46 protein-coding genes are annotated in these 26,429 nt (G+C 49.4%); 38 read left to right on the plus strand and 8 right to left on the minus strand.

The window, feature by feature from the left end; translation table 11 throughout:
• Window positions 1-113 precede the first annotated feature (113 nt).
• Both bfd and bfr read left to right on the plus strand, forming a co-directional pair.
• Window positions 114-308, plus strand: coding sequence for a bacterioferritin-associated ferredoxin (gene bfd, locus ACT3RT_RS22305; protein ID WP_353503554.1), 195 nt, complete (start codon window positions 114-116; stop codon window positions 306-308).
• An 84-nt stretch (window positions 309-392) separates the two neighbouring features.
• Complete coding sequence (gene bfr, locus ACT3RT_RS22310) at window positions 393-875, plus strand: bacterioferritin (RefSeq protein WP_353503553.1); 483 nt, start codon at window positions 393-395, stop codon at window positions 873-875.
• Between the two features lie 12 nt (window positions 876-887).
• Here the strand turns inward: bfr and ACT3RT_RS22315 are convergent, their stop codons facing one another.
• On the minus strand, window positions 888-1,715 hold the full coding sequence (locus ACT3RT_RS22315; RefSeq protein WP_496203763.1) for a prepilin peptidase: 828 nt from the start codon (window positions 1,713-1,715) through the stop codon (window positions 888-890).
• 394 nt (window positions 1,716-2,109) lie between these two features.
• Here ACT3RT_RS22315 and rpsJ point away from each other — a divergent pair, with 394 nt between their 5' ends.
• The 31 genes from rpsJ (at window position 2,110) to ACT3RT_RS22470 (ending at window position 16,972) form a co-directional block, all read left to right on the plus strand.
• A complete protein-coding gene (gene rpsJ, locus ACT3RT_RS22320; protein ID WP_009639175.1) occupies window positions 2,110-2,421 on the plus strand; it encodes a 30S ribosomal protein S10 in 312 nt (103 codons plus the stop codon).
• 33 nt (window positions 2,422-2,454) lie between these two features.
• A complete protein-coding gene (rplC, locus tag ACT3RT_RS22325) occupies window positions 2,455-3,084 on the plus strand; it encodes a 50S ribosomal protein L3 (protein WP_353503551.1) in 630 nt (209 codons plus the stop codon).
• 16 nt (window positions 3,085-3,100) lie between these two features.
• Window positions 3,101-3,706: a 50S ribosomal protein L4 gene (gene rplD, locus ACT3RT_RS22330; protein ID WP_353503550.1), complete on the plus strand. Its 606-nt coding sequence runs from the start codon at window positions 3,101-3,103 to the stop codon at window positions 3,704-3,706.
• Entirely contained in the window at window positions 3,703-4,005 is a 303-nt protein-coding gene (gene rplW / locus ACT3RT_RS22335; RefSeq protein ID WP_034793691.1) for a 50S ribosomal protein L23, read from the plus strand. Before rplD ends, rplW begins: the two co-directional genes overlap by 4 nt.
• 18 nt (window positions 4,006-4,023) lie before the next feature.
• Entirely contained in the window at window positions 4,024-4,848 is an 825-nt protein-coding gene (gene rplB / locus ACT3RT_RS22340) for a 50S ribosomal protein L2 (RefSeq protein WP_034793690.1), read from the plus strand.
• 14 nt (window positions 4,849-4,862) lie between these two features.
• Complete coding sequence (gene rpsS / locus ACT3RT_RS22345) at window positions 4,863-5,141, plus strand: 30S ribosomal protein S19 (RefSeq protein ID WP_004929772.1); 279 nt, start codon at window positions 4,863-4,865, stop codon at window positions 5,139-5,141.
• Window positions 5,142-5,155: 14 nt separating this feature from the next.
• Window positions 5,156-5,488, plus strand: a complete 333-nt coding sequence (rplV, locus tag ACT3RT_RS22350; protein ID WP_004391423.1) for a 50S ribosomal protein L22 — start codon at window positions 5,156-5,158, stop codon at window positions 5,486-5,488.
• 17 nt (window positions 5,489-5,505) lie between these two features.
• Window positions 5,506-6,204, plus strand: a complete 699-nt coding sequence (gene rpsC, locus ACT3RT_RS22355) for a 30S ribosomal protein S3 (RefSeq protein WP_004929766.1) — start codon at window positions 5,506-5,508, stop codon at window positions 6,202-6,204.
• A gap of 12 nt (window positions 6,205-6,216) precedes the next feature.
• Entirely contained in the window at window positions 6,217-6,627 is a 411-nt protein-coding gene (gene rplP / locus ACT3RT_RS22360; protein WP_009639183.1) for a 50S ribosomal protein L16, read from the plus strand.
• Complete coding sequence (rpmC, locus tag ACT3RT_RS22365; RefSeq protein WP_013573692.1) at window positions 6,627-6,818, plus strand: 50S ribosomal protein L29; 192 nt, start codon at window positions 6,627-6,629, stop codon at window positions 6,816-6,818. The genes rplP and rpmC overlap by 1 nt, the downstream gene beginning before the upstream one ends.
• Entirely contained in the window at window positions 6,818-7,072 is a 255-nt protein-coding gene (gene rpsQ / locus ACT3RT_RS22370) for a 30S ribosomal protein S17 (RefSeq protein ID WP_009639185.1), read from the plus strand. The genes rpmC and rpsQ overlap by 1 nt, the downstream gene beginning before the upstream one ends.
• A 169-nt stretch (window positions 7,073-7,241) precedes the next feature.
• Window positions 7,242-7,613 (plus strand): 50S ribosomal protein L14, encoded by a 372-nt coding sequence (gene rplN, locus ACT3RT_RS22375; protein ID WP_008457164.1) that lies wholly within the window; start codon window positions 7,242-7,244, stop codon window positions 7,611-7,613.
• Between the two features lie 10 nt (window positions 7,614-7,623).
• Window positions 7,624-7,938: a 50S ribosomal protein L24 gene (gene rplX, locus ACT3RT_RS22380; protein ID WP_034793679.1), complete on the plus strand. Its 315-nt coding sequence runs from the start codon at window positions 7,624-7,626 to the stop codon at window positions 7,936-7,938.
• 14 nt (window positions 7,939-7,952) lie between these two features.
• Window positions 7,953-8,492 carry a 50S ribosomal protein L5 gene (gene rplE / locus ACT3RT_RS22385; RefSeq protein WP_034793676.1) on the plus strand — a complete coding sequence of 180 codons (540 nt, stop codon included), beginning with the start codon at window positions 7,953-7,955 and terminating at the stop codon, window positions 8,490-8,492.
• Between the two features lie 13 nt (window positions 8,493-8,505).
• Window positions 8,506-8,811 (plus strand): 30S ribosomal protein S14, encoded by a 306-nt coding sequence (gene rpsN / locus ACT3RT_RS22390; protein ID WP_013573696.1) that lies wholly within the window; start codon window positions 8,506-8,508, stop codon window positions 8,809-8,811.
• A 33-nt stretch (window positions 8,812-8,844) separates the two neighbouring features.
• Window positions 8,845-9,237, plus strand: coding sequence for a 30S ribosomal protein S8 (gene rpsH / locus ACT3RT_RS22395; protein ID WP_013573697.1), 393 nt, complete (start codon window positions 8,845-8,847; stop codon window positions 9,235-9,237).
• Between the two features lie 13 nt (window positions 9,238-9,250).
• Window positions 9,251-9,784, plus strand: coding sequence for a 50S ribosomal protein L6 (rplF, locus tag ACT3RT_RS22400; protein ID WP_353503549.1), 534 nt, complete (start codon window positions 9,251-9,253; stop codon window positions 9,782-9,784).
• Between the two features lie 9 nt (window positions 9,785-9,793).
• Window positions 9,794-10,147 carry a 50S ribosomal protein L18 gene (gene rplR, locus ACT3RT_RS22405; RefSeq protein ID WP_034793671.1) on the plus strand — a complete coding sequence of 118 codons (354 nt, stop codon included), beginning with the start codon at window positions 9,794-9,796 and terminating at the stop codon, window positions 10,145-10,147.
• Window positions 10,148-10,161: 14 nt separating this feature from the next.
• The gene (gene rpsE / locus ACT3RT_RS22410) at window positions 10,162-10,662 is read left to right on the plus strand and encodes a 30S ribosomal protein S5 (RefSeq protein WP_013573700.1); all 501 of its coding nucleotides are present in this window, start codon (window positions 10,162-10,164) and stop codon (window positions 10,660-10,662) included.
• Window positions 10,663-10,668: 6 nt separating this feature from the next.
• A complete protein-coding gene (gene rpmD / locus ACT3RT_RS22415; protein ID WP_013573701.1) occupies window positions 10,669-10,848 on the plus strand; it encodes a 50S ribosomal protein L30 in 180 nt (59 codons plus the stop codon).
• A 3-nt stretch (window positions 10,849-10,851) separates the two neighbouring features.
• Window positions 10,852-11,286, plus strand: coding sequence for a 50S ribosomal protein L15 (gene rplO, locus ACT3RT_RS22420; RefSeq protein WP_034793669.1), 435 nt, complete (start codon window positions 10,852-10,854; stop codon window positions 11,284-11,286).
• Between the two features lie 7 nt (window positions 11,287-11,293).
• On the plus strand, window positions 11,294-12,625 hold the full coding sequence (secY, locus tag ACT3RT_RS22425; protein WP_034793668.1) for a preprotein translocase subunit SecY: 1,332 nt from the start codon (window positions 11,294-11,296) through the stop codon (window positions 12,623-12,625).
• A gap of 33 nt (window positions 12,626-12,658) precedes the next feature.
• Window positions 12,659-12,775: a 50S ribosomal protein L36 gene (gene rpmJ, locus ACT3RT_RS22430; RefSeq protein WP_012768118.1), complete on the plus strand. Its 117-nt coding sequence runs from the start codon at window positions 12,659-12,661 to the stop codon at window positions 12,773-12,775.
• A 148-nt stretch (window positions 12,776-12,923) separates the two neighbouring features.
• The gene (gene rpsM / locus ACT3RT_RS22435; protein WP_034793665.1) at window positions 12,924-13,280 is read left to right on the plus strand and encodes a 30S ribosomal protein S13; all 357 of its coding nucleotides are present in this window, start codon (window positions 12,924-12,926) and stop codon (window positions 13,278-13,280) included.
• Window positions 13,281-13,297: 17 nt separating this feature from the next.
• Window positions 13,298-13,687, plus strand: a complete 390-nt coding sequence (rpsK, locus tag ACT3RT_RS22440) for a 30S ribosomal protein S11 (protein ID WP_004929731.1) — start codon at window positions 13,298-13,300, stop codon at window positions 13,685-13,687.
• Between the two features lie 30 nt (window positions 13,688-13,717).
• Window positions 13,718-14,338 carry a 30S ribosomal protein S4 gene (gene rpsD, locus ACT3RT_RS22445; protein WP_034793662.1) on the plus strand — a complete coding sequence of 207 codons (621 nt, stop codon included), beginning with the start codon at window positions 13,718-13,720 and terminating at the stop codon, window positions 14,336-14,338.
• Window positions 14,339-14,363: 25 nt separating this feature from the next.
• Window positions 14,364-15,353, plus strand: a complete 990-nt coding sequence (locus tag ACT3RT_RS22450) for a DNA-directed RNA polymerase subunit alpha (RefSeq protein ID WP_002919219.1) — start codon at window positions 14,364-14,366, stop codon at window positions 15,351-15,353.
• 40 nt (window positions 15,354-15,393) lie between these two features.
• On the plus strand, window positions 15,394-15,783 hold the full coding sequence (rplQ, locus tag ACT3RT_RS22455) for a 50S ribosomal protein L17 (RefSeq protein WP_034793661.1): 390 nt from the start codon (window positions 15,394-15,396) through the stop codon (window positions 15,781-15,783).
• A gap of 149 nt (window positions 15,784-15,932) precedes the next feature.
• Window positions 15,933-16,301, plus strand: coding sequence for a DnaJ family domain-containing protein (locus ACT3RT_RS22460; protein ID WP_396132822.1), 369 nt, complete (start codon window positions 15,933-15,935; stop codon window positions 16,299-16,301).
• 1 nt (window position 16,302) lies between these two features.
• A complete protein-coding gene (gene zntR / locus ACT3RT_RS22465; protein ID WP_496203764.1) occupies window positions 16,303-16,719 on the plus strand; it encodes a Zn(2+)-responsive transcriptional regulator in 417 nt (138 codons plus the stop codon).
• Between the two features lie 52 nt (window positions 16,720-16,771).
• A complete protein-coding gene (locus tag ACT3RT_RS22470) occupies window positions 16,772-16,972 on the plus strand; it encodes an alternative ribosome-rescue factor A (protein ID WP_353503546.1) in 201 nt (66 codons plus the stop codon).
• Between the two features lie 51 nt (window positions 16,973-17,023).
• On the opposite strand, the gene mscL is transcribed toward ACT3RT_RS22470, so the two are convergent.
• The 5 genes from mscL to def all read right to left on the minus strand — a co-directional run bounded on the left by mscL (window position 17,024) and on the right by def (window position 21,811).
• On the minus strand, window positions 17,024-17,440 hold the full coding sequence (gene mscL / locus ACT3RT_RS22475; RefSeq protein ID WP_034793655.1) for a large-conductance mechanosensitive channel protein MscL: 417 nt from the start codon (window positions 17,438-17,440) through the stop codon (window positions 17,024-17,026).
• Between the two features lie 126 nt (window positions 17,441-17,566).
• Entirely contained in the window at window positions 17,567-18,943 is a 1,377-nt protein-coding gene (gene trkA / locus ACT3RT_RS22480) for a Trk system potassium transporter TrkA (protein WP_034793653.1), read from the minus strand.
• Between the two features lie 24 nt (window positions 18,944-18,967).
• Window positions 18,968-20,263, minus strand: coding sequence for a 16S rRNA (cytosine(967)-C(5))-methyltransferase RsmB (rsmB, locus tag ACT3RT_RS22485; protein WP_496203765.1), 1,296 nt, complete (start codon window positions 20,261-20,263; stop codon window positions 18,968-18,970).
• A 74-nt stretch (window positions 20,264-20,337) separates the two neighbouring features.
• Window positions 20,338-21,273 (minus strand): methionyl-tRNA formyltransferase, encoded by a 936-nt coding sequence (fmt, locus tag ACT3RT_RS22490; RefSeq protein ID WP_485904223.1) that lies wholly within the window; start codon window positions 21,271-21,273, stop codon window positions 20,338-20,340.
• Window positions 21,274-21,298: 25 nt separating this feature from the next.
• Window positions 21,299-21,811 carry a peptide deformylase gene (gene def, locus ACT3RT_RS22495; RefSeq protein WP_034793647.1) on the minus strand — a complete coding sequence of 171 codons (513 nt, stop codon included), beginning with the start codon at window positions 21,809-21,811 and terminating at the stop codon, window positions 21,299-21,301.
• Window positions 21,812-21,940: 129 nt separating this feature from the next.
• Between def and dprA the strand changes: the two genes are divergently transcribed.
• Genes dprA through aroE form a run of 5 tightly spaced genes read left to right on the plus strand, consistent with a single transcriptional unit; the run spans window position 21,941 to window position 25,531 of the window.
• Window positions 21,941-23,110, plus strand: a complete 1,170-nt coding sequence (dprA, locus tag ACT3RT_RS22500; protein ID WP_353503543.1) for a DNA-protecting protein DprA — start codon at window positions 21,941-21,943, stop codon at window positions 23,108-23,110.
• Window positions 23,082-23,555 (plus strand): DUF494 family protein, encoded by a 474-nt coding sequence (locus ACT3RT_RS22505; protein ID WP_034793645.1) that lies wholly within the window; start codon window positions 23,082-23,084, stop codon window positions 23,553-23,555. Before dprA ends, ACT3RT_RS22505 begins: the two co-directional genes overlap by 29 nt.
• A gap of 23 nt (window positions 23,556-23,578) precedes the next feature.
• Window positions 23,579-24,139 carry a DNA topoisomerase family protein gene (locus tag ACT3RT_RS22510; protein ID WP_485904228.1) on the plus strand — a complete coding sequence of 187 codons (561 nt, stop codon included), beginning with the start codon at window positions 23,579-23,581 and terminating at the stop codon, window positions 24,137-24,139.
• Window positions 24,132-24,701 (plus strand): L-threonylcarbamoyladenylate synthase type 1 TsaC, encoded by a 570-nt coding sequence (gene tsaC, locus ACT3RT_RS22515; RefSeq protein WP_485904229.1) that lies wholly within the window; start codon window positions 24,132-24,134, stop codon window positions 24,699-24,701. Before ACT3RT_RS22510 ends, tsaC begins: the two co-directional genes overlap by 8 nt.
• An 11-nt stretch (window positions 24,702-24,712) precedes the next feature.
• A complete protein-coding gene (gene aroE, locus ACT3RT_RS22520) occupies window positions 24,713-25,531 on the plus strand; it encodes a shikimate dehydrogenase (RefSeq protein WP_353503540.1) in 819 nt (272 codons plus the stop codon).
• Between the two features lie 60 nt (window positions 25,532-25,591).
• Here the strand turns inward: aroE and ACT3RT_RS22525 are convergent, their stop codons facing one another.
• On the minus strand, window positions 25,592-26,158 hold the full coding sequence (locus ACT3RT_RS22525) for a gamma carbonic anhydrase family protein (protein ID WP_485904232.1): 567 nt from the start codon (window positions 26,156-26,158) through the stop codon (window positions 25,592-25,594).
• Window positions 26,159-26,215: 57 nt separating this feature from the next.
• A partial coding sequence (locus tag ACT3RT_RS22530) for a hypothetical protein (protein WP_496201101.1) occupies window positions 26,216-26,429 on the minus strand: 214 nt, incomplete at its 5' end.

Here is a 26,429-nt window from a genome sequence, read left to right on the forward strand (position 1 = left end):
ATTTCTGCAATAGAAAAGAGGGTGCTTCGGCACCCTTTTTTTATGCCTGAGTGTTGCAGTAATAACGATTCTCATTTACAGTTAGCTCAGGTTTTGTTCGATGTGTGGTTTCTATGTACGTGTGTTTATGTAATAGCGTTAGTGATAAAACAATCCGTCAGGCAGTTCGTCGCTATCAGCCCCAAACGTTCCAGCAGCTTAGAAGTTTTGTTCCGGTAGGTACGCAGTGCGGTAAATGTATCCGCGTCGCGCGCCAGATAATGGAAGACGAATTGCAGCAGATTCCACAATTCGACAATATCGCTTAAAAATACCTCGCCAAATGTAAGCCTTTTCTTTGACTTACTCTGAACCGGATCTACGCTTTAGATACCGGAACGGAGGAGTTACCTATGAAAGGCGATAAAAAAGTCATTGCACACCTCAATAAACTTCTTGGAAATGAACTGGTTGCAATCAATCAGTATTTTTTGCACGCCCGAATGTTTAAAAACTGGGGTCTGATGAGACTCAATGGCATCGAATACCATGAGTCAATTGATGAGATGAAGCATGCGGACCTCTATATCGAGCGCATTCTCTTCTTGGAAGGCATTCCTAATTTGCAAGATCTCGGCAAACTCAATATCGGGGAAGATGTTGAGGAGATGCTGAAGTCAGATTTATTGCTTGAGCTCGACGGGGCCAAAGACCTGCGTGAGGCAATCGCCTACGCCGATACAGTCCACGACTACGTTAGCCGTGATTTGATGATTAACATCCTCGCTGACGAAGAACATCACATTGATTGGATTGAAACCGAGCTCGAACTCATTGGGCGCGTGGGGATCCAAAACTACCTTCAGTCTCAACTCAAAGAAGAATCACAGAAATAGCGATGTGCTTTATTAGAACGTCAGCCAGACAGAGTCACTCTGCTGGCTGATATACACAATAAGCCCCGCAGAGGCTAAGCTCGGGCCGAACGGAATTTGCTTAGTCATATGATTTCTCCTTTTGCTTACCAGTGCGAACACCATTCCCGTCAACGCAGCCAAAATGCATAGGTGCGGCAACATTTGCCAGCCAACCCAGACGCCCAGTGCCGCAAGCAGCTTGAAGTCACCATATCCCATCCCTTCCTTACCTGTGACTATTTTGACTCCCCAGTATAAAAACCATAAAGACAAGTATCCGGCCACCGCGCCATAAACTGCATCTTGCAGCGCCACGTTGCCTAAGAATGAATTGACCAGCAAACCTGCCCACAGTAGATGCAATGTCAGGCTATCCGGCAGCAAGGATGTGGCAAGGTCAATCAGGCTCAGCGCCAACAGAAACCAAAACAAGATAAGTGCGGCGCATAAAGCCGCTGGGGTTGAGAGCATGAAAGAAAGTGCTAAAAAGCCTAGGGCGCACAGACCTTCATTAAAAGGGTAAAAGCCAGGGATCTTACTCTGACAGTAGTGGCATCTCCCTTTCAAAACCAACCAACTGAGCAGCGGAACGTTATGCCAACACCGCAAAGTGTGTTGGCAGGCAGGGCAATGGGAAGAAGGGAAAGAAAGATTAAATCTGTGTGTGGTAATTCTTTCCGCTCGAGCAATAATCAAAGGGATACGGTAAACCACCACATTGAGAAAGCTGCCGGCAAGCAGCCCGAAGAGAGTGATGCCGCTGTGGTAAAACCAACCCTGCGATATTACAGCACCACCAAGTAACTGCCATTCATCCATTTTGCCTTCCTCCATGAAGGGTATCTAAGCCGATTGCTGGCTAATCCTTCAGCGCAAGTTATCAGCAGAGAGGGGGAGGGGACGAGAGGTTTTTGTCTTTTGAAGGGCTTAAAAAGCCGTTCTGCGATCAGTGCTGGAAAGTGATGAGTGCAAAATAAAAGCATTTTGTTTGCCGTATTGGTTGCTTCCTACCTCTATTTACGTATAATGCGCGGGCTTACCTAATCTTGGTAAGCCTAATTCGATAAGGATTAGTTGATTAGCAATGCTGTACCGCTAATCAAACAATACTCCCGATATGGGGGTTATATGAAGAACGATTACACTCTCCCATCAATCGAAATGGGTTTGAGGAGTAATTATTTACGTTTAAAATAATTGGAGCTCTGGTCTCATGCAGAACCAAAGAATCCGTATCCGCCTGAAAGCGTTTGATCATCGTTTGATCGATCAATCAACTGCGGAAATCGTTGAGACTGCGAAGCGCACTGGTGCGCAAGTTCGTGGTCCAATCCCGCTGCCGACCCGCAAAGAGCGCTTTACCATTCTGATTTCTCCGCACGTCAATAAAGATGCGCGCGATCAGTATGAGATTCGCACTCACAAGCGTCTGGTTGACATCGTTGAGCCAACCGAGAAAACCGTTGATGCTCTGATGCGTCTGGATCTGGCTGCTGGTGTAGACGTGCAGATCAGCCTGGGTTAATCAGGGTCATTGAGCGATTGAGAGGTTGAAACAATGATTGGTTTAGTCGGTAAGAAAGTGGGTATGACACGTATCTTCACAGAAGATGGTGTTTCTATCCCAGTAACCGTTATCGAAATTGAAGCAAACCGCGTTACTCAGGTCAAAGACCTGGACAACGACGGTTACCGTGCTGTGCAAGTTACTACTGGTAGCAAAAAAGCTAACCGTGTAACTAAACCAGAAGCGGGTCACTTCGCTAAAGCTGGCGTAGAAGCTGGCCGCGGTCTGTGGGAATTCCGCCTTGCAGAAGGTGAAGAATTTACTGCAGGTCAGGACATTAGCGTTGAAATTTTCGCAGACGTTAAGAAAGTAGATGTTACCGGTACTTCTAAAGGTAAAGGTTTTGCTGGCACAGTTAAGCGCTGGAATTTCCGTACCCAAGACGCTACCCACGGTAACTCCTTGTCTCACCGTGTTCCGGGTTCTATCGGTCAGAACCAGACTCCGGGCAAAGTGTTCAAAGGCAAGAAAATGGCAGGCCAACTGGGTAACGAGCGTGTAACCGTTCAAAGCCTGGACGTAGTACGTGTTGACGCTGAGCGCAACCTGCTGCTGGTCAAGGGTGCTGTTCCGGGTGCTACCGGTGGCAACCTGATCGTTAAACCTGCTGTTAAGGCTTAACGTCGAGGAGATAGGAATGGAATTAGTAGTGAAAGACGCGCAAAGCGCGCTGACTGTTTCCGAAACTACCTTCGGGCGTGATTTCAATGAAGCGCTGGTACACCAGGTCGTTGTTGCGTATGCAGCAGGTGCCCGTCAAGGTACTCGCGCTCAGAAGACCCGTGCTGAAGTAACTGGTTCCGGTAAAAAACCATGGCGTCAGAAAGGTACTGGCCGTGCGCGAGCAGGTTCTGTAAAGAGCCCAATCTGGCGTTCCGGTGGTGTTACCTTCGCTGCAAAGCCACAGGACCACAGTCAAAAAGTAAATAAAAAGATGTACCGCGGCGCGCTGAAAAGCATTCTGTCCGAACTGGTACGTCAAGATCGCTTGATCGTAGTCGAGCAGTTCTCTGTAGAAGCGCCTAAAACTAAGCTGCTGGCACAGAAACTGAAAGACATGGCTCTGGAAGACGTGCTGATTGTAACTGGCGAAGTCGACGAGAACCTGTTCCTGGCCGCACGCAACCTGTACAAGGTTGATGTTCGTGATGTAGCAGGTATCGATCCAGTAAGCCTGATCGCCTTCGACAAAGTCGTTATGACTTCTGACGCGGTGAAGCAAGTTGAGGAGATGCTGGCATGATTCGTGAAGAACGTCTGCTGAAAGTGCTGCGCGCGCCGCACGTTTCTGAAAAAGCTTCTACTGCGATGGAAAAGAACAACACCATCGTTCTCAAAGTTGCCAAAGACGCGACTAAAGCAGAAATCAAAGCTGCGGTTAAGAAACTGTTTGAAGTCGAAGTCGAAGACGTTAACACCCTGCTTGTTAAAGGCAAAGTGAAGCGTCACGGTCAGCGTGTTGGTCGTCGTAGCGACTGGAAAAAAGCTTACGTTACCCTGAAAGAAGGCCAGAATCTGGACTTCATCAGCGGCGCAGAGTAAGTCGGAGGAGTTTGAACAATGGCAATTGTTAAATGTAAACCTACATCTCCGGGCCGCCGCCATGTTGTTAAAGTGGTTAACCAGGAGTTGCACAAGGGTAAACCTTATGCCCCGCTGCTTGAAAAACTGAGCAAAAGCGGTGGTCGTAACAACAATGGCCGTATCACCACCCGTCATATCGGTGGTGGCCACAAGCAGCATTATCGTCTGGTTGACTTCAAACGCAACAAAGACGGTATCGCAGCAGTGGTTGAGCGTCTGGAGTACGATCCGAACCGTTCAGCGAATATCGCTCTGGTTCTGTACAAAGACGGCGAACGCCGTTATATCCTGGCGCCGAAAGGCCTGAAAGTGGGTGACCAGATCCAATCTGGCGTTGATGCAGCAATTAAGACAGGTAACGCCCTGCCTATGCGCAACATCCCAGTAGGTTCAACGGTTCATAACGTAGAAATGAAACCAGGTAAGGGTGGCCAGATGGCTCGTTCTGCTGGTGCCTACGTTCAGATCGTTGCACGTGACGGTTCCTACGTAACTCTGCGTCTGCGCTCTGGCGAAATGCGTAAAGTTCAAGTTGATTGCCGCGCCACCTTAGGTGAAGTCGGTAACGCTGAACATATGCTTCGCGTTCTGGGTAAAGCAGGTGCTGCACGTTGGCGTGGTATTCGTCCTACCGTTCGCGGTACTGCGATGAACCCAGTCGATCACCCACACGGTGGTGGTGAAGGTCGTAACTTTGGTAAGCACCCGGTAACCCCGTGGGGCGTTCAGACCAAAGGTAAGAAGACCCGTAGCAACAAGCGTACTGATAAATTCATTGTACGTCGCCGTAGCAAAAAATAATTAGAGGATAAGCCATGCCACGTTCTCTCAAGAAAGGTCCTTTTATTGACCTGCACTTGCTGAAGAAGGTAGAGAAAGCGGTGGAAAGCGGTGACAAGAAGCCTTTGCGCACTTGGTCCCGTCGTTCAACGATCTTTCCTAACATGATCGGTTTGACCATCGCTGTCCATAATGGTCGTCAGCACGTACCAGTATTTGTTTCCGACGAAATGGTCGGTCACAAACTGGGTGAATTCGCGCCGACTCGTACTTATCGCGGCCATGCGGCTGATAAAAAAGCTAAAAAGCGCTAAGGTAGGAGGAAGAGATGGAAACTATCGCTAAACATCGCCACGCTCGTTCTTCTGCTCAGAAGGTTCGCCTTGTTGCTGACCTGATCCGCGGTAAGAAAGTGTCGCAAGCTCTGGAAACTTTGGCCTACACCAACAAGAAAGCTGCTGGTTTGGTTAAGAAGGTACTAGAGTCTGCCATTGCTAACGCAGAACACAACGATGGCGCTGACATCGATGATCTGAAAGTCACGAAGATTTTCGTAGACGAAGGCCCAAGCATGAAGCGCATTATGCCGCGTGCTAAAGGTCGTGCAGATCGCATTCTGAAGCGCACCAGCCACATTACTGTGGTTGTGTCCGATCGCTGAGACTCTGGAGACTAGCAATGGGTCAGAAAGTACATCCTAATGGTATTCGACTAGGTATTGTCAAACCTTGGAACTCTACTTGGTATGCAAATACCAAAGAATTCGCTGACAACCTGGACAGCGACTTTAAAGTTCGCCAGTTCTTGACTAAAGAATTGTCGAAAGCTTCCGTTTCTCGCATCGTTATCGAGCGTCCAGCGAAGAGCATCCGTGTGACTATTCACACCGCTCGTCCTGGCATCGTTATCGGCAAGAAAGGTGAAGATGTCGAAAAACTGCGTAAGGTCGTAGCGGATATCGCTGGCGTTCCTGCGCAAATTAACATCGCCGAAGTCCGCAAGCCGGAACTTGACGCTAAATTGGTTGCTGACAGCATCACTTCACAGCTGGAACGTCGCGTTATGTTCCGTCGTGCTATGAAGCGTGCTGTACAGAACGCAATGCGTCTTGGCGCTAAAGGTATCAAAGTTGAAGTAAGCGGCCGTCTTGGCGGTGCTGAAATCGCGCGTACTGAATGGTACCGTGAAGGTCGTGTTCCGTTGCACACTCTGCGTGCGGATATCGATTACAACACATCTGAAGCGCACACCACTTATGGTGTAATCGGCGTTAAGGTATGGATCTTCAAAGGTGAGATCCTGGGTGGTATGGCTGCAGTTGAACAACCGGAACCGGCTGCTCAACCTAAAAAGCAGCAGCGTAAAGGCCGCAAGTAAGGAGAGTCGCTGATGTTACAACCAAAGCGTACAAAATTCCGTAAGGTGCACAAAGGCCGCAACCGTGGTCTTGCGCAAGGTACGGATGTGAGCTTCGGCACTTACGGTCTGAAAGCTGTTGGCCGTGGTCGTCTGACTGCTCGTCAAATTGAAGCAGCACGTCGTGCGATGACCCGTGCAGTTAAGCGTCAAGGTAAGATCTGGATCCGTGTATTCCCGGACAAACCGATCACCGAGAAGCCACTGGAAGTTCGTATGGGTAAAGGTAAAGGTAACGTAGAGTATTGGGTTGCCTTGATCCAGCCTGGTAAAGTCCTGTACGAAATGGACGGTGTGCCTGAAGAGCTGGCTCGTGAAGCCTTCCAGCTGGCAGCAGCCAAACTGCCTATCAAAACCACCTTTGTAACTAAGACGGTGATGTAATGAAAGCACAAGAGCTGCGCGAAAAAAGCGTGGAAGAGCTGAACACTGAGCTTCTTAACCTTTTGCGTGAGCAGTTTAACCTGCGCATGCAAACGGCAAGTGGCCAGTTGCAGCAAACACACCTGTTGAAACAAGTGCGTCGTGATGTTGCACGTGTGAAGACTTTACTGACTGAAAAGGCGGGTGCGTAATGAGTGACAAGATCCGTACTCTGCAAGGTCGTGTTATCAGTGACAAAATGGAGAAATCCATCGTTGTTGCGATTGAACGTTTTGTGAAACACCCAATCTACGGTAAATTCATCAAGCGTACGACTAAGCTGCACGTACATGACGAGAACAACGAATGCGGTATCGGCGACGTCGTTGAAATTAGCGAATGCCGTCCGCTGTCTAAGACTAAGTCTTGGACACTGGTTCGCGTTGTAGAGAAAGCGATTCTGTAATAGACTCGTCGTCTCAAAAATAGATAAACGGCTCATAACTGTGGGCCGTTTATTTTTTCTACCCATAATCTGGAACCGGTGTTATAATGCCGCGCCCTCATTTATGGGGATTTCTTAACGACCTATTCCTGGGTCCTAAAGTTGTAGTTGACATTAGCGGAGCACTAACATGATCCAAGAACAGACTATGCTGACCGTGGCCGACAACTCCGGTGCACGTCGCGTAATGTGTATCAAGGTTCTAGGTGGCTCGCACCGTCGCTACGCAGGCGTCGGCGACATCATCAAAATTACCATCAAGGAAGCAATTCCTCGCGGTAAGGTGAAGAAAGGCGATGTGCTGAAGGCGGTAGTGGTGCGCACCAAGAAGGGTGTTCGTCGCCCGGACGGTTCTGTCATTCGCTTCGATGGTAATGCATGCGTTATTTTAAACAATAACAGCGAGCAGCCAATCGGCACGCGTATTTTTGGGCCGGTAACTCGTGAACTGCGTAATGAGAAGTTCATGAAAATTATCTCTCTGGCACCAGAAGTACTCTAAGGAGCGAACCATGGCAGCGAAAATCCGTCGTGATGACGAAGTTATCCTGCTTACCGGCAAAGATAAAGGTAAGCGCGGTAAAGTAAAAAATGTCCTGTCTTCTGGTAAGGTCATTGTTGAAGGTATCAACCTGGTTAAAAAACATCAGAAGCCTGTACCGGCTCTGAACCAACCAGGCGGCATCGTTGAAAAAGAAGCTGCAATTCAGGTTTCTAACGTTGCTATCTTCAACGCGGCAACCGGTAAGGCTGACCGTGTAGGCTTTAGATTCGAAGACGGCAAAAAAGTCCGTTTCTTCAAGTCTAATAGCGAAACTATCAAGTAATTTGGAGTAGTACGATGGCGAAACTGCATGATTACTACAAAGACGATGTCGTAAAAAAACTCATGACTGAGTTTGGTTACAATTCTGTCATGCAAGTCCCTCGGGTCGAGAAGATCACCCTGAACATGGGTGTAGGTGAAGCGATCGCTGACAAGAAACTGCTGGATAATGCAGCAGCTGACCTGGCAGCAATCTCCGGTCAAAAACCGTTGATCACCAAAGCACGCAAATCAGTTGCAGGCTTCAAAATCCGTCAGGGCTATCCGATCGGCTGTAAAGTAACTCTGCGTGGCGAACGCATGTGGGAGTTCTTTGAGCGTCTGGTCTCTATTGCTGTTCCACGTATTCGTGACTTCCGCGGCTTGTCCGCTAAGTCTTTCGATGGTCGTGGTAACTACAGCATGGGCGTGCGTGAACAGATCATCTTCCCGGAAATCGATTATGATAAAGTCGATCGCGTTCGTGGTTTAGATATTACTATCACCACTACTGCGAAATCCGATGATGAAGGCCGCGCTCTGCTGGCTGCCTTTAACTTCCCGTTCCGCAAGTAAGGCAGGGTTACTAATGGCTAAGCAATCCATGAAAGCACGCGAAGTCGTTCGCGTGAAACTGGCTGACAAATACCGCGCTAAACGCGAGGAATTGAAAGCTATTATCTCTGGTGTGAACTCTTCCGACGAAGATCGTTGGGATGCGGTTCTTAAGCTGCAGTCTCTGCCGCGTGATTCCAGCCCGTCTCGTCAGCGTAACCGCTGCCGTCAAACTGGTCGTCCGCATGCTTTCCTGCGGAAGTTCGGGTTGAGCCGTATTAAGGTCCGTGAAGCCGCTATGCGCGGTGAAATTCCGGGTCTTAAAAAGGCTAGCTGGTAATTTTCACCAATTGAATCACGGGAGTAAAGACAGATGAGCATGCAAGATCCGATCGCGGATATGCTGACCCGTATCCGTAACGGTCAAGCCGCGAACAAAGTTGCGGTCACCATGCCTTCCTCCAAGCTGAAAGTGGCAATTGCCAACGTGCTGAAGGAAGAAGGTTATATTGAAGAATTTAAAATCGAAGGCGACGCCAAACCTGAACTGGAATTAGTACTGAAGTACTTCCAGGGCAAGGCAGTGGTAGAAAGCATTCAACGTATCAGCCGTCCAGGTCTGCGCATCTATAAGAAAAAAGATGAGCTGCCAAAAGTTATGGCCGGTATGGGTATCGCTGTTATTTCTACCTCTAAAGGTGTTATGACTGATCGTGCAGCTCGCCAGGCTGGTCTTGGTGGCGAGATTATCTGCTACGTAGCTTAATCGGGAGGAAAGAATGTCTCGTGTTGCAAAAGCACCCGTCGTCATTCCTGCCGGCGTAGAGGTAAAACTCAACGGTCAGGTTATTACGATTAAGGGTAAAAACGGCGAGCTGTCACGTACTATCCATGACGCCGTTGTAGTTAAACAGGAAGAAAACACCATCACTTTCGCTCCACGTGAAGGTTTTGTTGACGGTTGGGCCCAAGCGGGTACAACTCGTGCACTGTTGAATGCAATGGTTGTTGGTGTTACCGACGGCTTCACTAAAAAGCTTCAATTGGTTGGCGTTGGTTATCGTGCTGCCGTTAAAGGCAATGTGGTGAATTTAGCTTTAGGCTTCTCTCACCCAGTAGATCACCAGCTGCCGGAAGGCATCACTGCTGAATGTCCGACCCAAACTGAAATCGTGCTGAAAGGCGCTGATAAACAAGTTATCGGTCAGGTTGCAGCAGATTTACGTGCCTACCGTCGTCCTGAGCCTTATAAAGGCAAGGGTGTCCGTTACGCCGACGAAGTCGTGCGTACCAAAGAGGCTAAGAAGAAGTAAGGTAACACTATGGATAAGAAATCTGCTCGTATCCGTCGTGCGACCCGCGCACGCCGCAAGCTCAAAGAATTGGGTGCGACACGTCTGGTGGTACATCGTACCCCGCGTCATATTTACGCACAGGTTATCGCACCAAACGGTTCTGAAGTATTAGTTGCTGCATCAACTGTAGAAAAAACTATTACTGAGCAACTGAAGTATACCGGCAACAAAGATGCTGCCACTGCTGTAGGTAAAGCTATCGCAGAACGCGCATTGGAAAAAGGGATCACGAAAGTATCCTTTGACCGTTCCGGTTTCCAATATCATGGTCGAGTCCAGGCACTGGCAGATGCTGCCCGTGAAGCTGGCCTTCAGTTCTAAGGAAGAGGTTTAAGATGGCTCACATCGAAAAACAAGCTGGCGAACTGCAGGAAAAGCTGATCGCGGTAAACCGCGTATCTAAAACCGTAAAAGGTGGCCGTATCTTCAGCTTTACCGCACTGACAGTAGTTGGTGATGGTAACGGTCGCGTTGGTTTTGGCTACGGCAAAGCACGCGAAGTTCCGGCAGCGATCCAGAAAGCGATGGAAAAAGCCCGTCGCAACATGATGAATGTCGCGCTGAACAGCGGCACCCTGCAGCACCCAGTTAAAGGTGCTCATACGGGTTCCCGTGTGTTCATGCAGCCGGCTTCCGAAGGTACCGGTATTATCGCCGGTGGTGCAATGCGTGCCGTCCTGGAAGTCGCTGGGGTGCATAACGTATTGGCTAAAGCTTATGGTTCTACAAACCCGATCAACGTGGTTCGTGCAACTATCGACGCTCTGGCAAATATGAAATCCCCACAAATGGTCGCTGCCAAGCGTGGTAAATCCGTTGAAGAAATTCTGGGGTAATTAACCATGGCAAAGACTATTAAAGTAACACAAACTCGCAGCTCTATTGGCCGCTTGCCGAAACACAAGGCAACGCTGTTAGGCTTAGGTCTGCGTCGTATTGGTCATACTGTAGAGCGTGAGGATACTCCTGCTGTACGCGGTATGATCAACCTGGTTTCCTACATGGTTAAGGTTGAGGAGTAAGAGATGCGTTTAAATACTCTGTCTCCGGCTGAAGGTGCCAAACAAGCGCCGAAGCGTGTAGGTCGTGGTATTGGTTCTGGCCTGGGTAAAACCGGCGGTCGTGGTCACAAAGGTCAGAACTCACGTTCTGGTGGTGGCGTACGTCGTGGTTTTGAAGGTGGTCAGATGCCTTTATACCGTCGTTTGCCGAAATTCGGCTTCACCTCTCGCAAAGCAATGATAACGGCAGAAGTTCGTCTGTCTGAACTTGCTCTTGTAGAAGGCGACGTAATCGACCTGAGCACGCTGAAAGCCGCTAACGTAGTTGGTATCCAGATCGAGTTCGCGAAAGTTATTCTTTCTGGCGAAGTTGGTCGTGCGGTAACTCTGCGTGGTTTGCGTGTCACCAAAGGCGCTCGTGCTGCTATCGAAGCTGCTGGCGGTAAAATTGAGGAATAAGTAGCAGATGGCTAAGCAACCGGGGTTAGATTTCCAAAGTGCCAAGGGTGGACTAGGCGAACTGAAGCGCAGACTTTTGTTTGTTATCGGTGCGTTGATCGTTTTCCGTATCGGCTCTTTTATTCCGATCCCTGGTATTGATGCCACTGTACTTGCCAAATTGCTCGAGCAGCAAAGAGGCACCATCATTGAAATGTTTAACATGTTCTCTGGTGGTGCTCTCAGCCGTGCTTCTATCTTTGCATTGGGTATCATGCCGTACATTTCGGCATCGATTATTATCCAGCTGCTGACGGTGGTTCATCCAGCGTTAGCAGAGATAAAGAAAGAAGGGGAGGCTGGCCGTCGTAAGATTAGCCAGTACACCCGCTACGGTACGCTGGTATTAGCTGTGTTTCAGTCAATCGGTATTGCTACCGGTTTACCGAACATGCCTGGTATGCAAGGCCTGGTATTAAACCCAGGCTTTGCCTTCTACTTTACTGCTGTTGTTAGCTTAGTTACCGGGACAATGTTCCTGATGTGGTTAGGTGAACAGATTACTGAACGCGGTATCGGTAACGGTATCTCAATCATAATCTTCGCGGGTATCGTAGCAGGTCTGCCACCGGCAGTAGCTCATACTATCGAACAAGCTCGGCAAGGCGACCTGCACTTCCTCCTGTTGCTGTTGGTTGCAGTTTTAGTGTTTGCAGTGACTTTCTTTGTTGTGTTCGTAGAGCGTGGTCAACGTCGTATCGTTGTTAACTATGCTAAACGTCAACAGGGTCGTCGTGTTTATGCAGCACAGAGCACGCACTTACCGTTGAAAGTGAATATGGCCGGGGTTATCCCAGCGATCTTCGCTTCCAGCATTATTCTGTTCCCTGCCACGATTGCATCATGGTTTGGGGGCGGGACTGGTTGGAACTGGCTGACTACGATTTCGCTGTATTTGCAGCCTGGGCAACCGCTTTATGTGTTACTCTATGCGACTGCAATCATCTTCTTCTGTTTCTTTTACACTGCGTTGGTTTTCAACCCTCGCGAGACAGCAGATAACCTGAAGAAGTCCGGTGCATTTGTACCAGGAATTCGTCCGGGAGAGCAAACGGCGAAGTACATCGATAAAGTAATGACTCGTTTAACCTTAATTGGTGCGATGTATATTACTTTCATCTGCCTTATCCCGGAGTTCATGCGTGACGCAATGAAAGTGCCATTCTACTTTGGTGGTACCTCACTACTAATCGTAGTTGTTGTCATTATGGACTTTATGGCTCAAGTGCAAACTCTGATGATGTCAAGTCAGTACGAGTCTGCATTGAAGAAAGCAAACCTGAAAGGCTATAACCGCTAATCTGGTGCGTTTGCGAAGTTACGGAGAGTAAAAATGAAAGTTCGTGCTTCCGTCAAGAAATTATGTCGTAACTGCAAAATCGTTAAGCGTAACGGTATCGTTCGCGTAATCTGCAGCGCCGAGCCGAAGCATAAACAGCGTCAAGGCTGATTATCTCGCATATTTTTCTTGCAAAGTTGGGTTGAGCTGGCTAGATTAGCCAGCCAATCTTTTGTATGTAAGCTGCAACATTATTTGAGTATCCTGAAAACGGGCTTTTCAGAATGGTGTTGCCGTATATAAATAGTAGGAGTGCATAGTGGCCCGTATAGCAGGCATTAACATTCCTGATCAAAAACATACCGTGATCGCATTAACTTCGATCTACGGCATCGGTAAAACCCGTTCACAGGCTATCTGTGCAGCGTCTGGTATTGCTGAAAATGTTAAGATCAGTGAGCTGTCTGAAGAGCAAATCGAAAAGCTGCGTGACGAAGTTGCCAAGTTCATTGTTGAAGGTGATCTGCGTCGTGAAGTCACCCTGAGCATCAAGCGTCTTATGGACCTTGGGACTTATCGTGGTTTGCGTCATCGTCGTGGTCTTCCAGTGCGCGGTCAGCGTACTAAGACTAACGCACGTACCCGTAAGGGTCCGCGTAAACCGATCAAGAAATAATCGGGGTGATTGAATAAATGGCAAAGGCACCTGTTCGTACACGTAAACGTGTAAGAAAACAAGTCTCTGACGGCGTGGCTCATATCCATGCTTCTTTCAACAACACCATTGTAACCATTACCGATCGTCAGGGTAATGCTTTGGGTTGGGCAACAGCTGGTGGTTCCGGTTTCCGTGGTTCTCGTAAATCCACTCCGTTCGCAGCTCAGGTTGCAGCAGAGCGCTGCGCTGACGCAGTGAAAGAATACGGTATCAAGAATCTGGAAGTTATGGTTAAAGGACCTGGTCCTGGTCGTGAGTCTACTATCCGCGCGTTAAACGCGGCTGGTTTCCGCATCACTAATATTACTGATGTGACTCCTATCCCTCATAACGGTTGTCGTCCGCCGAAAAAGCGTCGCGTATAACGCTGCTTTTAGGATTGTTGGAGAGAGAAAATGGCAAGATATTTGGGTCCTAAGCTCAAGCTTAGCCGTCGTGAGGGCACAGATTTATTCCTTAAATCTGGCGTTCGAGCGATCGATACCAAGTGTAAAATTGAACAAGCTCCTGGTCAGCATGGTGCGCGTAAACCGCGTCTATCTGACTATGGTGTGCAGTTGCGTGAAAAGCAAAAAGTTCGCCGTATCTATGGCATCTTAGAGCGTCAATTCCGTAACTATTATAAAGAAGCTGCTCGCCTGAAAGGCAACACCGGTGAAAACCTGTTGCAACTACTTGAAGGGCGTTTAGACAACGTTGTTTATCGTATGGGCTTCGGCGCTACTCGTGCGGAATCTCGCCAGTTAGTTAGCCACAAAGCTATTATGGTAAACGGTCGCGTTGTTAACATCGCTTCTTATCAGGTATCTCCGAATGACGTTGTCAGCATCCGTGAGAAAGCTAAAAAGCAATCTCGCGTTAAGGCCGCTTTGGAGTTGGCTGAACAGCGTGAAAAGCCGACTTGGCTTGAAGTTGATGCTGCGAAGATGGAAGGTGTGTTCAAGCGTAAGCCTGAGCGTACTGATCTGTCTGCTGACATTAACGAACACCTGATCGTCGAGCTTTACTCTAAGTAAAGCTTAGTACCAAAGAGAGGACACAATGCAGGGTTCTGTGACAGAGTTTCTAAAACCGCGCCTGGTAGATATCGAGCAAGTCAGTTCGACGCACGCCAAGGTGACCCTTGAGCCTTTAGAACGTGGCTTTGGCCATACTTTAGGCAACGCACTGCGCCGTATTCTGCTTTCATCCATGCCGGGTTGCGCGGTGACCGAGGTTGAGATTGATGGTGTACTGCATGAGTACAGCACCAAAGAAGGCGTACAGGAAGATATCCTGGAGATCCTGCTCAACCTGAAAGGGCTGGCGGTGAGAGTTCAAGGGAAAGATGAAGTTATTCTTACCCTGAATAAGTCTGGCATTGGCCCTGTGACTGCAGCCGACATTACCCATGATGGTGATGTCGAAATCGTCAAGCCGCAACACGTTATCTGCCACCTGACCGATGAGAACGCTGCAATTAGCATGCGTATCAAAGTTCAGCGCGGTCGTGGTTATGTGCCGGCGTCTGCCCGAATTCATTCGGAAGAAGATGAGCGCCCAATTGGTCGTCTGTTAGTAGATGCATGCTACAGCCCTGTAGAGCGTATTGCCTACAATGTTGAAGCAGCGCGTGTAGAACAGCGCACCGATTTGGACAAGCTGGTTATCGAAATGGAAACCAACGGTACGATCGATCCTGAAGAGGCGATCCGTCGTGCGGCAACCATTCTTGCTGAACAACTTGAAGCTTTCGTTGATTTACGTGATGTACGTCAGCCGGAAGTTAAAGAAGAGAAGCCAGAGTTCGATCCAATCTTGTTGCGCCCTGTTGACGATCTGGAATTGACTGTCCGCTCTGCTAACTGCCTCAAAGCAGAAGCAATCCACTACATCGGTGATCTGGTACAGCGCACTGAGGTTGAGCTACTTAAAACGCCTAACCTTGGTAAAAAATCTCTTACTGAGATTAAAGATGTGCTTGCTTCCCGTGGTTTGTCTCTGGGCATGCGCCTAGAAAACTGGCCACCAGCAAGCATCGCTGACGAGTAACCGGATCACAGGTTAAGGTTTTACTGAGAAGGATAAGGTCATGCGCCATCGTAAGAGTGGTCGTCAACTGAACCGTAACAGCAGCCACAGACAGGCTATGTTCCGTAACATGGCCGGCTCTTTGGTTCGTCATGAAATCATCAAGACGACCCTGCCGAAAGCGAAAGAGCTGCGTCGCGTTGTTGAGCCGCTGATTACTCTTGCCAAGACCGACAACGTTGCAAATCGTCGTCTGGCATTCGCCCGTACTCGTGATAACGAGATCGTGGCAAAACTGTTTAATGAACTGGGCCCGCGTTTCGCGAGCCGTGCCGGTGGTTACACTCGTATTCTTAAGTGTGGTTTCCGTGCAGGCGACAATGCGCCGATGGCATACATCGAGCTCGTTGATCGTGCAGAGTCACAAGCAGAAGTAGCAACTGCTGAATAATCTGTAGATGCATGAAAAAACCGGGCACTTGCCCGGTTTTTTTACGCCTGCAGTTTCTCACCTTCTTTTGAAAGCATCTTTTCTCTAACTTTTTCCTATCCAGCCGTTATCCTTTTCTCATACACATTACTTCGCTAACGGGAGAGATTATGTTTCTTGGTGATGCTATGGCTGAGCAAAAAATTGCGGAAGCTATAAATAAAGGTGAATTGGATAATCTGCCCGGCGCCGGGAGCCCCCTGCTTCTTGATGATGACAGTGACGTGCCGCTTGAACTGAGAATGGCATATCGAATTCTGAAGAACTCTGGTTTCTTGCCGCCCGAACTGCAGGACAGAAAGGAAGCTCTGGAGCTAAATACCTTACTGCAAACTCTGACCGCAGACGACGCCAGGTTTACTGAGTTAGAGAAGAGAGTAAAATTGCTTGAACTAAGGTTGCAGCAGGCTGGTCAGAATACCGACTTCTTACGCGGTGATTATCAAAATCCGCTGCTTGAAAGATTGCGAGGTAAGTAGCATGTATAAGATAGGTGAGCTTGCTAAGTTAGCAGACGTGTCCACAGACACGGTTCGCTACTATGAAAAGCAGGGAATGATGGAATGTGGCGAAAGAAGCGATTCCGGCTATCGCCAATATAATCATCGCGATTTGCAGCGCCTGCGCTTCATTCGTTATGCCAAAACCACAGGTTTTACGCTGGAGGCTATCAAGGAGCTACTTTCTTTGCGAATCGATCCGGCGCATCATACTTGTCAGGAATCCAAGTCTATTGTTGATAGTAGACTGGCAGAAGTGGAAGCAAAGCTGAGTGAATTAGAGCGAATGAAGGATTCACTGACGCGCCTAAGCAAAGCGTGCTGTGGCTCTTCGCATTCCAGCGCGAGTTGCTCTATTCTTGAGGCGCTAGAGGCAGGGGCGATTAAAGGGAAATAAGTTTGCTGCTCCAATATTATATCGAGTCAATAAAGTTAATTATGAGGGTAACATGAGTAATTATAAGCATCAGAAAGGCGTCATTCAGGACAACGCGATTCAAGCACTGCTGCATGATCCGCTGTTCAGGCAACGAGTTGAAAAGAGTCTCAAAGGTAAAGGCAGTTATCGTAGAAAAGAGAAAAACGGCAAGAAGGGTTATCAGGAGGGCAGTGCTAAGCATTTATTCGGGTTCTTAGCACTGTCCTTCTAGCATTAAAAAAGCCATCTGATGATGGCTTTTTTAATTATGAGAAGTCTGATTTTACAATCTTGGCGTTTGTTGTTGTTTCAACAAATCGCGGATTTCTGTCAGCAGGGTTTCTTCTGCCGTTGGTTTTGGTGGTTCAGCTGGCGCGGCTTCTTCTTTGCGACGCATTTTGTTCATCAACTTGACTGCACAGAAGATAGCCAGAGCAACAATCACGAAGTCAAAAATGTTTTGAATAAACACGCCATACTTCATGACAACCGCAGGTACTGTACCCTGAGCCTCGCGTATAACCCATTCAAACTGCTTGAAATCCACCCCGCCGATTAACAGGCCCAATGGTGGCATAATAATATCTGCGACCAGCGACGACACAATTTTGCCGAAAGCTGCACCGATGATCACACCGACTGCAAGATCAACAACGTTGCCACGCATGGCAAATTCACGAAACTCTTTCATAAAACTCATAAAACATCCCCTTGGCAAGTCGATACTTTGTGTCAAACAAAGTAAAGACCATTTGTTGCGTCCGCGCTACAAAAGTTGAAGAATTGATTCCAATTCATTGATAAATATTCAAACACCTGTGGCATTTTATAAGAAAAATGGACTTGGCTGGAACAGTCTCTCGACGTCACGCACGAATTTCTTATCAGTGATGAACATAATCACGTGGTCACCTTGCTGAATCCGGCTCGCACCGTTGGCGATAATAACTTCATTACCCCTGACGATAGCACCGATGGTGGTACCAGGCGGCAGCTTGATCTGTTCAACAGTTCTGCCAACAACGCGTGAAGTGCTTTCATCACCGTGAGCAATGGCTTCGATGGCTTCCGCCACGCCGCGGCGAAGAGAGGAGACGCTGACGATATCCGCTTTGCGCACGTGACCAAGCAGTGCCGAGATGGTCGCTTGCTGTGGGGAAATAGCGATATCAATCACGCTGCCCTGCACTAAATCGACATAAGCTCCGCGCTGGATAAGCACCATGGCCTTTTTGGCACCCATACGTTTGGCCAGCATGGCCGACATGATGTTCGCCTCATCATCATTGGTGATGGCGATAAATACGTCGACCTGCTCGATATGCTCTTCTGCGAGCAGCTCTTGGTCCGAGGCGTCGCCGTAAAACACGATGGTATCTTGCAAGATTTCGGCTAACTCAGCGGCCCTTTGCTGATTGCGCTCAATAAGCTTTACGCTGTAATTCTTCTCTAAACGCTGGGCTAGGCCTGCGCCGACATTACCGCCGCCAACGATCATGATGCGTTTATAAGGCTTCTCGAGACGTTGAAGCTCGCTCATTACGGCGCGAATATGCTGCGACGCCGCAACGAAGAAAACCTCATCACCTGCTTCAATAATGGTTGAGCCTTGTGGCCGAATAGGCCGGTCTTGGCGGAAGATAGCGGCAACGCGCGTCTCGATGTGCGGCATATGCTCGCGCATGGATGACAGGGCACTGCCTACTAATGGGCCGCCGTAATAGGCTTTAACCGCCGCGATGCTGACTTTACCTTCGGCAAAGTTAACCACCTGCAGTGCGCCCGGATACTCAATCAGCTTATAGATGTAATCGATAACCAGCTGCTCAGGGGAGATAAGGTGGTCAATTGGCACGGCTTCGGGCTTGAAGAGCTTTTCTGATTCACGAATATATTCAGAAGAACGAATGCGCGCGATTCGGTTTGGCGTGTTGAAAAGTGAATAGGCGATTTGACAAGCTACCATGTTGGTCTCGTCGGAGTTAGTCACCGCAACCAGCATATCGGCATCTTCTGCACCGGCTTCGCGCAGCACTCTTGGGTGCGAGCCATATCCCTGAACCACCCGCAGGTCGAACTTATCCTGAAGCTGGCGCAAGCGTGACATGTTGGTGTCAACGACGGTGATGTCGTTGTTTTCACCCACAAGGTTCTCAGCCAGTGTCCCACCAACCTGCCCGGCACCAAGAATAATAATTTTCATAAGAGGCTCATTCTCGCTTAGGAATTACTTCGCTGACTTAATCAGTTTAGCGTAATAGAAGCCGTCGCCATCTTCAGCGTGAGGCAAGTTCTGTCTGCCCGGATTTTCCAAAGTACCAGTCTCAACCAGTTGCGCTTCCGGGTGGTCATGCAGGAATGCTTTAATCTGCTGGCTATTCTCTTCTGGCAAAATCGAGCATGTCGCATAGACCATCACGCCATTCGGCTTCAAGCGTGGCCAAATAGCGTCGAGAATTTCGCGCTGCAAACCTGCCAGCTCGGCAATATCGCTGTCACGGCGCAGCCACTTGATGTCTGGGTGGCGGCGAATCACGCCGGTCGCAGAACATGGTGCGTCGAGCAAAATCTTGTCGAACTGACGATCGCCGGCCCAAGACTGAGGCTCGCGGCCATCGCCCTGTTTGACCTCGGCATGCAATTTCAGCCGTTGCAGGTTTTCGTTTACCCGAACCAGCCGTTGTTTATCCACATCTACTGCAAGCACGTGGGCCTTTGGCGCGGCTTCCAGAATATGAGTGGTTTTCCCGCCCGGCGCGCAGCACAGATCGAGGATCATCTCGCCATCTTGTGGATCAAGAAGATCAACACTGCCTTGGGCTGAGGCATCTTGCACTGTTACCCAACCCTCGGCAAAACCGGGTAATTCGGACACGGCTGAAGGCGTTAGCAACCGCAGGGCATCGGCATATTCAGGGTGAGGAGCAGCATCGATGCCGGCGGCTTGCAGCAGAGCCAGATATTCATCGCGTGAATGATGGATGCGATTTACGCGTAACCACATTGGCGGGCGCTGGTTATTGGCTTCAATGATGGCTTCCCACTTTTCTGGGTAAGCCTTCTTAATGCGATTCAGTAGCCAGCTAGGGTGCAGATAGCGGCTGTCGGTATTCTCCATTCGCTGAATCAAATCTTCCTGTTGGCGCTGGAATTGGCGCAGTACGCCATTAATAAGACCTTTCAACTGTGGGCGTTTCAGCGCCACGGCGCCTTCGACTGTTTCAGCCAAGGCCGCGTGTGGAGGAATACGCGTGTGGACCAGTTGGTAAATCCCGACCATCAGCAGATAATGCAAAGTACGCTGTTTGCCGGTGAGCGGTTTTGCCATCAGCTGCTGCAAACACCATTCAAGCTGTGGCAGAACGCGTAGCGTCCCGAAGCACAGCTCTTGCAGTAAACCGCGATCCTTCTCGGAAATATTCTTTTGTAACCCTGGCAAAACGGTAGAAAGAGACTGGCCTTGATCAAGAACCTGGCTGATGGCTTTTGCAGCAATGCTGCGGAGATTATAGGTTGTTTTCATAGTCAGAAAGGCTGCAAAGGTCAGCTTATTAGAAGGAAATGACCCGGCGCGTAGCCGGGTACGATTGGCAATGATTAGGCGAGAATATTGCCTTCAATAAACCATTCACGGCGTGAATTAAGGATATCTTGGACTGACATTGCTTTCTTGCCTGCCGGCTGTAATTGCAAGATATTCAAAATACCGTCAGAAGTAGCAACCTGTATCCCGGCTTTTCCAGCAGCAATTATCGTGCCCGGCTGGGCTGAGGTTTGCTGACTGAGAGCCTCGGCTTGCCACACTTTTACCGGCTGCTCATCAATGACGAAATAGCTCATTGGCCACGGATTGAAAGCGCGGATGCAGCGCTCAAGCTGTTTGGCCGAGAGCGCCCAGTCCAGACGCGCTTCCTCTTTGCTCAGCTTTTCGGCATAAGTCACCAACGCTTCATCCTGAACTTCGGGTTTTGCGCTGCCTTCGGCTAACTGCTGCAGTGTCGTCATCATACCGGTAGGGCCAAGCTCTGCCAGCTTGTTATACAGCGTAGCGCTGGTATCTTGCGGCTCAATATCACATTCGATTTTGTGCAGCATATTGCCGGTATCCAGCCCAACGTCCATTTGCATGATGGTGATGCCAGTTTGGCTATCTCCCGCCCACAAAGAACGCTGAATCGGCGCGGCACCGCGCCAGCGCGGCAGCAGTGAACCATGGACATTGATGCAGCCCAGTTTTGGCATATCCAAAACAGCCTGTGGGAGGATTAACCCATAAGCCACCACCACCATCACATCCGCATTAAGTTCAGCGACCAGCTGTTGGCTCTCTGCCGGGCGTAAAGATTTAGGTTGGAATACCGGAATGCCGTGCTCGAGAGCCAGCGTTTTCACCGGGCTAGGCGTCAGCTTATTACCACGGCCAGCAGGGCGGTCTGGTTGAGTAAAGACCCCAACCACCTCATGTTCAGATGTTAAAAGCGCGTCAAGATGACGCGCTGCAAAGTCAGGTGTTCCTGCAAATATAATGCGCAAAGCTCATTCCTGTTATTGACGAAAATCAGTCAGCACGAGCGTTCAGCTTGGCCATTTTTTCCATCTTCTGGCGAATACGCTGGCGTTTCAGTGGAGACAAGTAATCCACGAAAAGCTTACCGACTAAGTGATCCATTTCATGCTGGATACAGATAGCCAGCAGGTCATCGGCCTCAAGCTCAAAACTCTTGCCATCGCGATCGAGTGCGCGGATTTTTACCTTCTCAGCGCGAGGAATCAAAGCGCGCTGGTCAGGAATCGACAGGCAGCCTTCCTCGATACCCGTTTCGCCGCTCTGTTCCAGCAGCTCAGGGTTAATCAGCACCAAACGCTCATCGCGGTTCTCAGAGACATCAATAACGATAATACGCTGGTGGATGTCTACCTGAGTGGCGGCCAAACCGATGCCTTCCTCGGCATACATGGTTTCGAACATATCATCCACGATTTGCTGGATTTCGGCGTTAACTTCTTTGACCGGCTTTGCAGTAATGCGAAGACGCTCGTCTGGGAAATGTAAGATGTTTAATACGGACATAAATTTTTTGGATCTTCATTCAAATGATTGACGATATATAGACTCTATTCTAGACATTTCCCGTCCTGATTGACAGCATCCTCTACCAATTGGAGCAGTAGCCAGCTGGCTTTATTAAGGAGGATGCGAGTGACACTTAGGGAAATGTGGTTACGTTTGTCAGCGATAAAGCGGCTGGATGCTGCCTCAATATGTCAGATCGTTGACGCATTTATTGATGATGGCAGGTGTGACGCCAAATCGCTCAGTTCTTACGGCCTGAGTGAAGAGCAAATCCAGCGTTTCTTCAATATTGAATCTCAACGTATTTTTACAGCTTTAAACTGGCTAGATGCTGAGTCACACCATTTCATCACGCTGCAAGATGCACACTACCCGTCGATGCTGAAGCACATCTCCTCGGCTCCGCCGGTGCTGTTTGTCAAAGGCCAACTCCCCGTATTGGCGACGCCCCAATTGGCCATGGTCGGCAGTCGTAACTACAGTGATTACGGCGAGCAGTGGGCGCAGTATTTTGCCGCGGGATTAGTGAGTAGCGGTTTTACTATTACTAGCGGGTTAGCTCTTGGGATTGATGGAATTAGCCATGCCGCCGCGCTAGAGGCGGGAGGAAACACCATCGCGGTATTGGGAAGCGGCTTGGCGAAGATCCACCCACGCAGTCACCTTGGGCTTGCCGATCGCATTCTAGAGAGCGGCGGCGCACTGATATCAGAACTCTGGCCTGACACTGCAGCGATGCCGGCTAACTTCCCCCGACGAAATCGAATTATCAGCGGCATGAGCGCCGGCGTGCTGGTGGTCGAAGCCTCTTTACGTAGCGGCTCTCTCATCACGGCGCGTTATGCGTTGGAACAAGACCGAGACGTCTTTGCCTTGCCCGGCCCGTTAGAGAATGCCACCAGTGTGGGGACTCACTGGCTTATCAAGCAGGGGGCTTATCTGGTCACTGAACCCAATGACATCGCAGAGCAAATTGGCAGTGGGCTGACCTGGTTGCCGGTGGCGGCAAGTGGCTTATCGTCACAAACTGCTCATGGAGCAGTTCAATCTGCAACAAAAGAGATTATTTATGCTCAAGACAACGAAGTTGAATTGCCATTTGCTGATGTGTTGGCTAACGTAGAATATGAGGTGACACCTGTTGACGTCGTCGCCGAACGTGCCGGCCAACCTGTGCCAGACGTGGTAGGTAAACTACTCGAACTGGAGTTAGCAGGATGGATCGCAGCTGTACCCGGCGGCTATGTCCGAATTAGGAGGGCAGGCCATGTTCGACGTACTAATGTACTTATTTGAAACTTACATTCATAACGAAGCGGAGATGAGTGTCGACCAGGATAGGTTAACCGCCGATTTGGCTGAAGCAGGCTTCCATCGGACCGATATCCACAATGCTTTAAATTGGCTTGAAAAGCTCGCCGAGCTGCAAGAAGGTGAAACCCCATCGCACTTACTGGATGCAGACCCCTTTGCATTGCGTGTTTATACCAATGAAGAGGCGGGGCGTCTTGATGTCGATTGCCGTGGTTTCTTGTTATTCCTCGAACAGATAAAAGTATTGAATTTCGATACCAGAGAAATGGTTATCGATCGTGTCATGGCTCTCGACACCGAAGAGTTTGATCTCGAAGATCTCAAATGGGTCGTATTAATGGTGCTTTTCAATATCCCCGGATATGAAAATGCCTATGAGCAAATGGAAGAGTTACTATTTGAAGTTAATGATGGTTATCTGCATTAGAGATAACGGATAAAGCGTAACGTATGACAAAAGCAGCACTTTTTGCTGAAAAGCAAAATGAAACATGTCCGGAATGTGGGGCTGTATTGGTGATCCGCAGTGGTCGTCACGGCCCCTTTCTTAGTTGTTCGACATACCCCTCCTGCCAGTATATCCGTCCTTTAAAAAGTCAGGCAGACGGGCATGTTGTTAAAGTCCTTGAAGGTCAGTCATGCCCTAAATGCCAATCCACCATGGTGTTGCGTCAGGGGCGTTATGGCATGTTCATCGGGTGCAGTAATTACCCTGAATGTGATCATATTGAGACTATCGATAAACCAGAAGAAACCAGTCTGTCATGCCCGCAGTGCAAACAGGGCCACCTTCTGCAGCGTAAATCTCGGTACGGCAAAGCCTTTCACGCCTGCAACCGTTACCCGGATTGCCAGTTTGCGATAAACAATAAACCTGTCGCCGGGCAATGCAGTCACTGCCAGTATCCGCTGTTAATGGAAAAGAAAACGGCTCAGGGAGTGAAGCTCTTTTGTGCCAGCAAGTCATGTGGCAAGGCTGTAAACGACATAAACAAAGATCAAGATGAATAACGATAAAGAAACCAATTTCACCGAAGTCCTAAATGCGCTGAACCAGCAGCAAGTGATTGCTTACCCGACAGAGGCCGTTTTTGGCCTGGGATGCGACCCTGATAGCGAGCTCGCAGTAGAAGAGTTACTCCGCCTCAAACGCCGTCCGCGCGAGAAAGGGCTGATCCTCATCGCCGATAACTATCAGCAGCTTCTCCCCTATATAGATGACAGCACCCTGACTGATGAGCAGCGCCAGACCATTTTTTCCCAGTGGCCCGGCCCCGTGACTTGGGTGATGCCCGCGAAGGCGACGACGCCATCTTGGCTAACCGGCCAGTTCTCTTCACTCGCCGTGCGCGTCACCGACCATCCTTTGGTCAAAGAGCTGTGCAGCCGGTTTGGCAAACCTCTGGTGTCGACCAGTGCGAATCTCAACGGCCTTGAGCCTTGTCGCTTTGCCCAAGAAGTTAAACAACAGTTTGGCGACGACTTCCCAGTATTGGAAGGCAATGTCGGCGGACGCCAAAACCCTTCAGAAATCAAAGATGCGCTGACTGGCCATCTTTTCCGTCAAGGTTAAGGAATCTTTCGATGCCCTCTTTCGCCGTTTTTGGCAATCCAATAGCGCACAGCAAATCCCCAAGAATTCATGCTCTTTTCGCCGAGCAAACTGGCATTGAGCATACTTATGGCACCGTGCTGGCGCCGCGTGACGAGTTCGCCGAGTATCTTGACGCTTTCTTTGCCGAGGGGGCGAAAGGAGCGAATGTGACCACGCCTTTCAAAGAGCAGGCTTTTGCGAAAGCAGATGAACTGACCGAAAGGGCTTCAATGGCGGGAGCGGTAAACACCCTCAAGAAGCTTGAGGATGGGCGGCTGCTGGGCGACAACACCGACGGCATCGGCATGCTCAGCGATCTTATCCGATTGAACATGTTGCATGAAAACGATCGCGTCCTGCTGGTGGGCGCGGGTGGTGCGGCGCGCGGCGTGATCCTTCCGCTGCTTTCCCATAACTGCAAGGTGACGTTGGTCAATCGCACCTTTAGCCGTGCAGAACATTTGAGCGAGCTGTTTAAAGGAAAAGGGGAGATCCGCGCTGTGCCGATGGAGGGTCTGGATAATGAGAAGTTTGATCTCATCATCAATGCCACGGCTTCCGGCATACACGGCGAGATCCCAGATTTACCTTCTTCTTTATTAACGGCCAACACCCGAATCTATGACATGTACTATCAACTTGGCCCAACGCCTTTTATAACCTGGGCGCAAGAACATGGCGTTCAAACCTGTTCGGACGGCTTAGGCATGCTGGTGGGGCAGGCAGCTCATGCATTCCATCTTTGGCATGGCGTTATGCCGGAGATTGAACCTGTCCTCAAGCAACTCAAGCAGGATTTACTGGGCTGATTAGATGCCAAAACGCCTGATTCGCGTTAACACGTTCAGGCGTTTCTTCTTATATAGAGTTTATTTCGGGAAGAGCTGTTTTTGATCAGCATCGTTCAGATAAAGATCTTTCCACTTCACATAGTTATTCGATGAGTAAAGTAACCCTTCGAGTTCCTCGGCGCTCAGCGCCCTGATCTTCTTCACCGGGCTGCCTAGATAGAGATAACCACTCTCCAGTCTTTTGCCTGGGGGGACCAAACTCCCCGCGCCAATCATCACGTCATCTTCAACTATCGCACCATCGAGCAAAATCGATCCCATGCCGACCAAAACCCGATCCCCAATCTTGCAGCCATGCAGCATAGCTTTATGACCCACGGTGACATCTTCACCAATAATAAGGGGGAAGCCCTCCGGATTATGTTGGGATCGGTGGGTGACGTGCAGAACACTTCCGTCCTGAACATTGGTTCTACGGCCAATCACCACTTTATTTACGTCACCCCGAATAGCCACTAATGGCCAGATGCTGACATCGTCAGCCAGATCGACTTCGCCAATGACCACGCTTGAAGGATCAATCATCACGCGATCCCCTGTGGTGGGCGCCACACCTTGATAGGTGCGCAATGGATAGTGAGACATGAATTACCCCGTTAGAAAGACATTTATCCTTTGGGAATATAGCCCGTGAAGAAGGGATTACAAACTTACAGCGTCTGGGATCGAAGAGAAAATCAGCTTTTCGTGCAAGATCGCAACGAAAGGGTGGAAAAGTACGCAGTTGATCATTTTATTCGAAAAAACGCTTGTGGAAAAAACAGGGATCCCTATAATGCCGCTCCATCGACAGGGAACAACGTGAACAACATCACGAAGTGAACGAGTCGGAAAGATTAAAAACAGCGGCGACCGG

Source organism: Ewingella sp. AOP9-I1-14 (genome assembly GCF_052375995.1).
GTDB classification, from domain to species: Bacteria; Pseudomonadota; Gammaproteobacteria; order Enterobacterales; family Enterobacteriaceae; genus Ewingella; species Ewingella allii.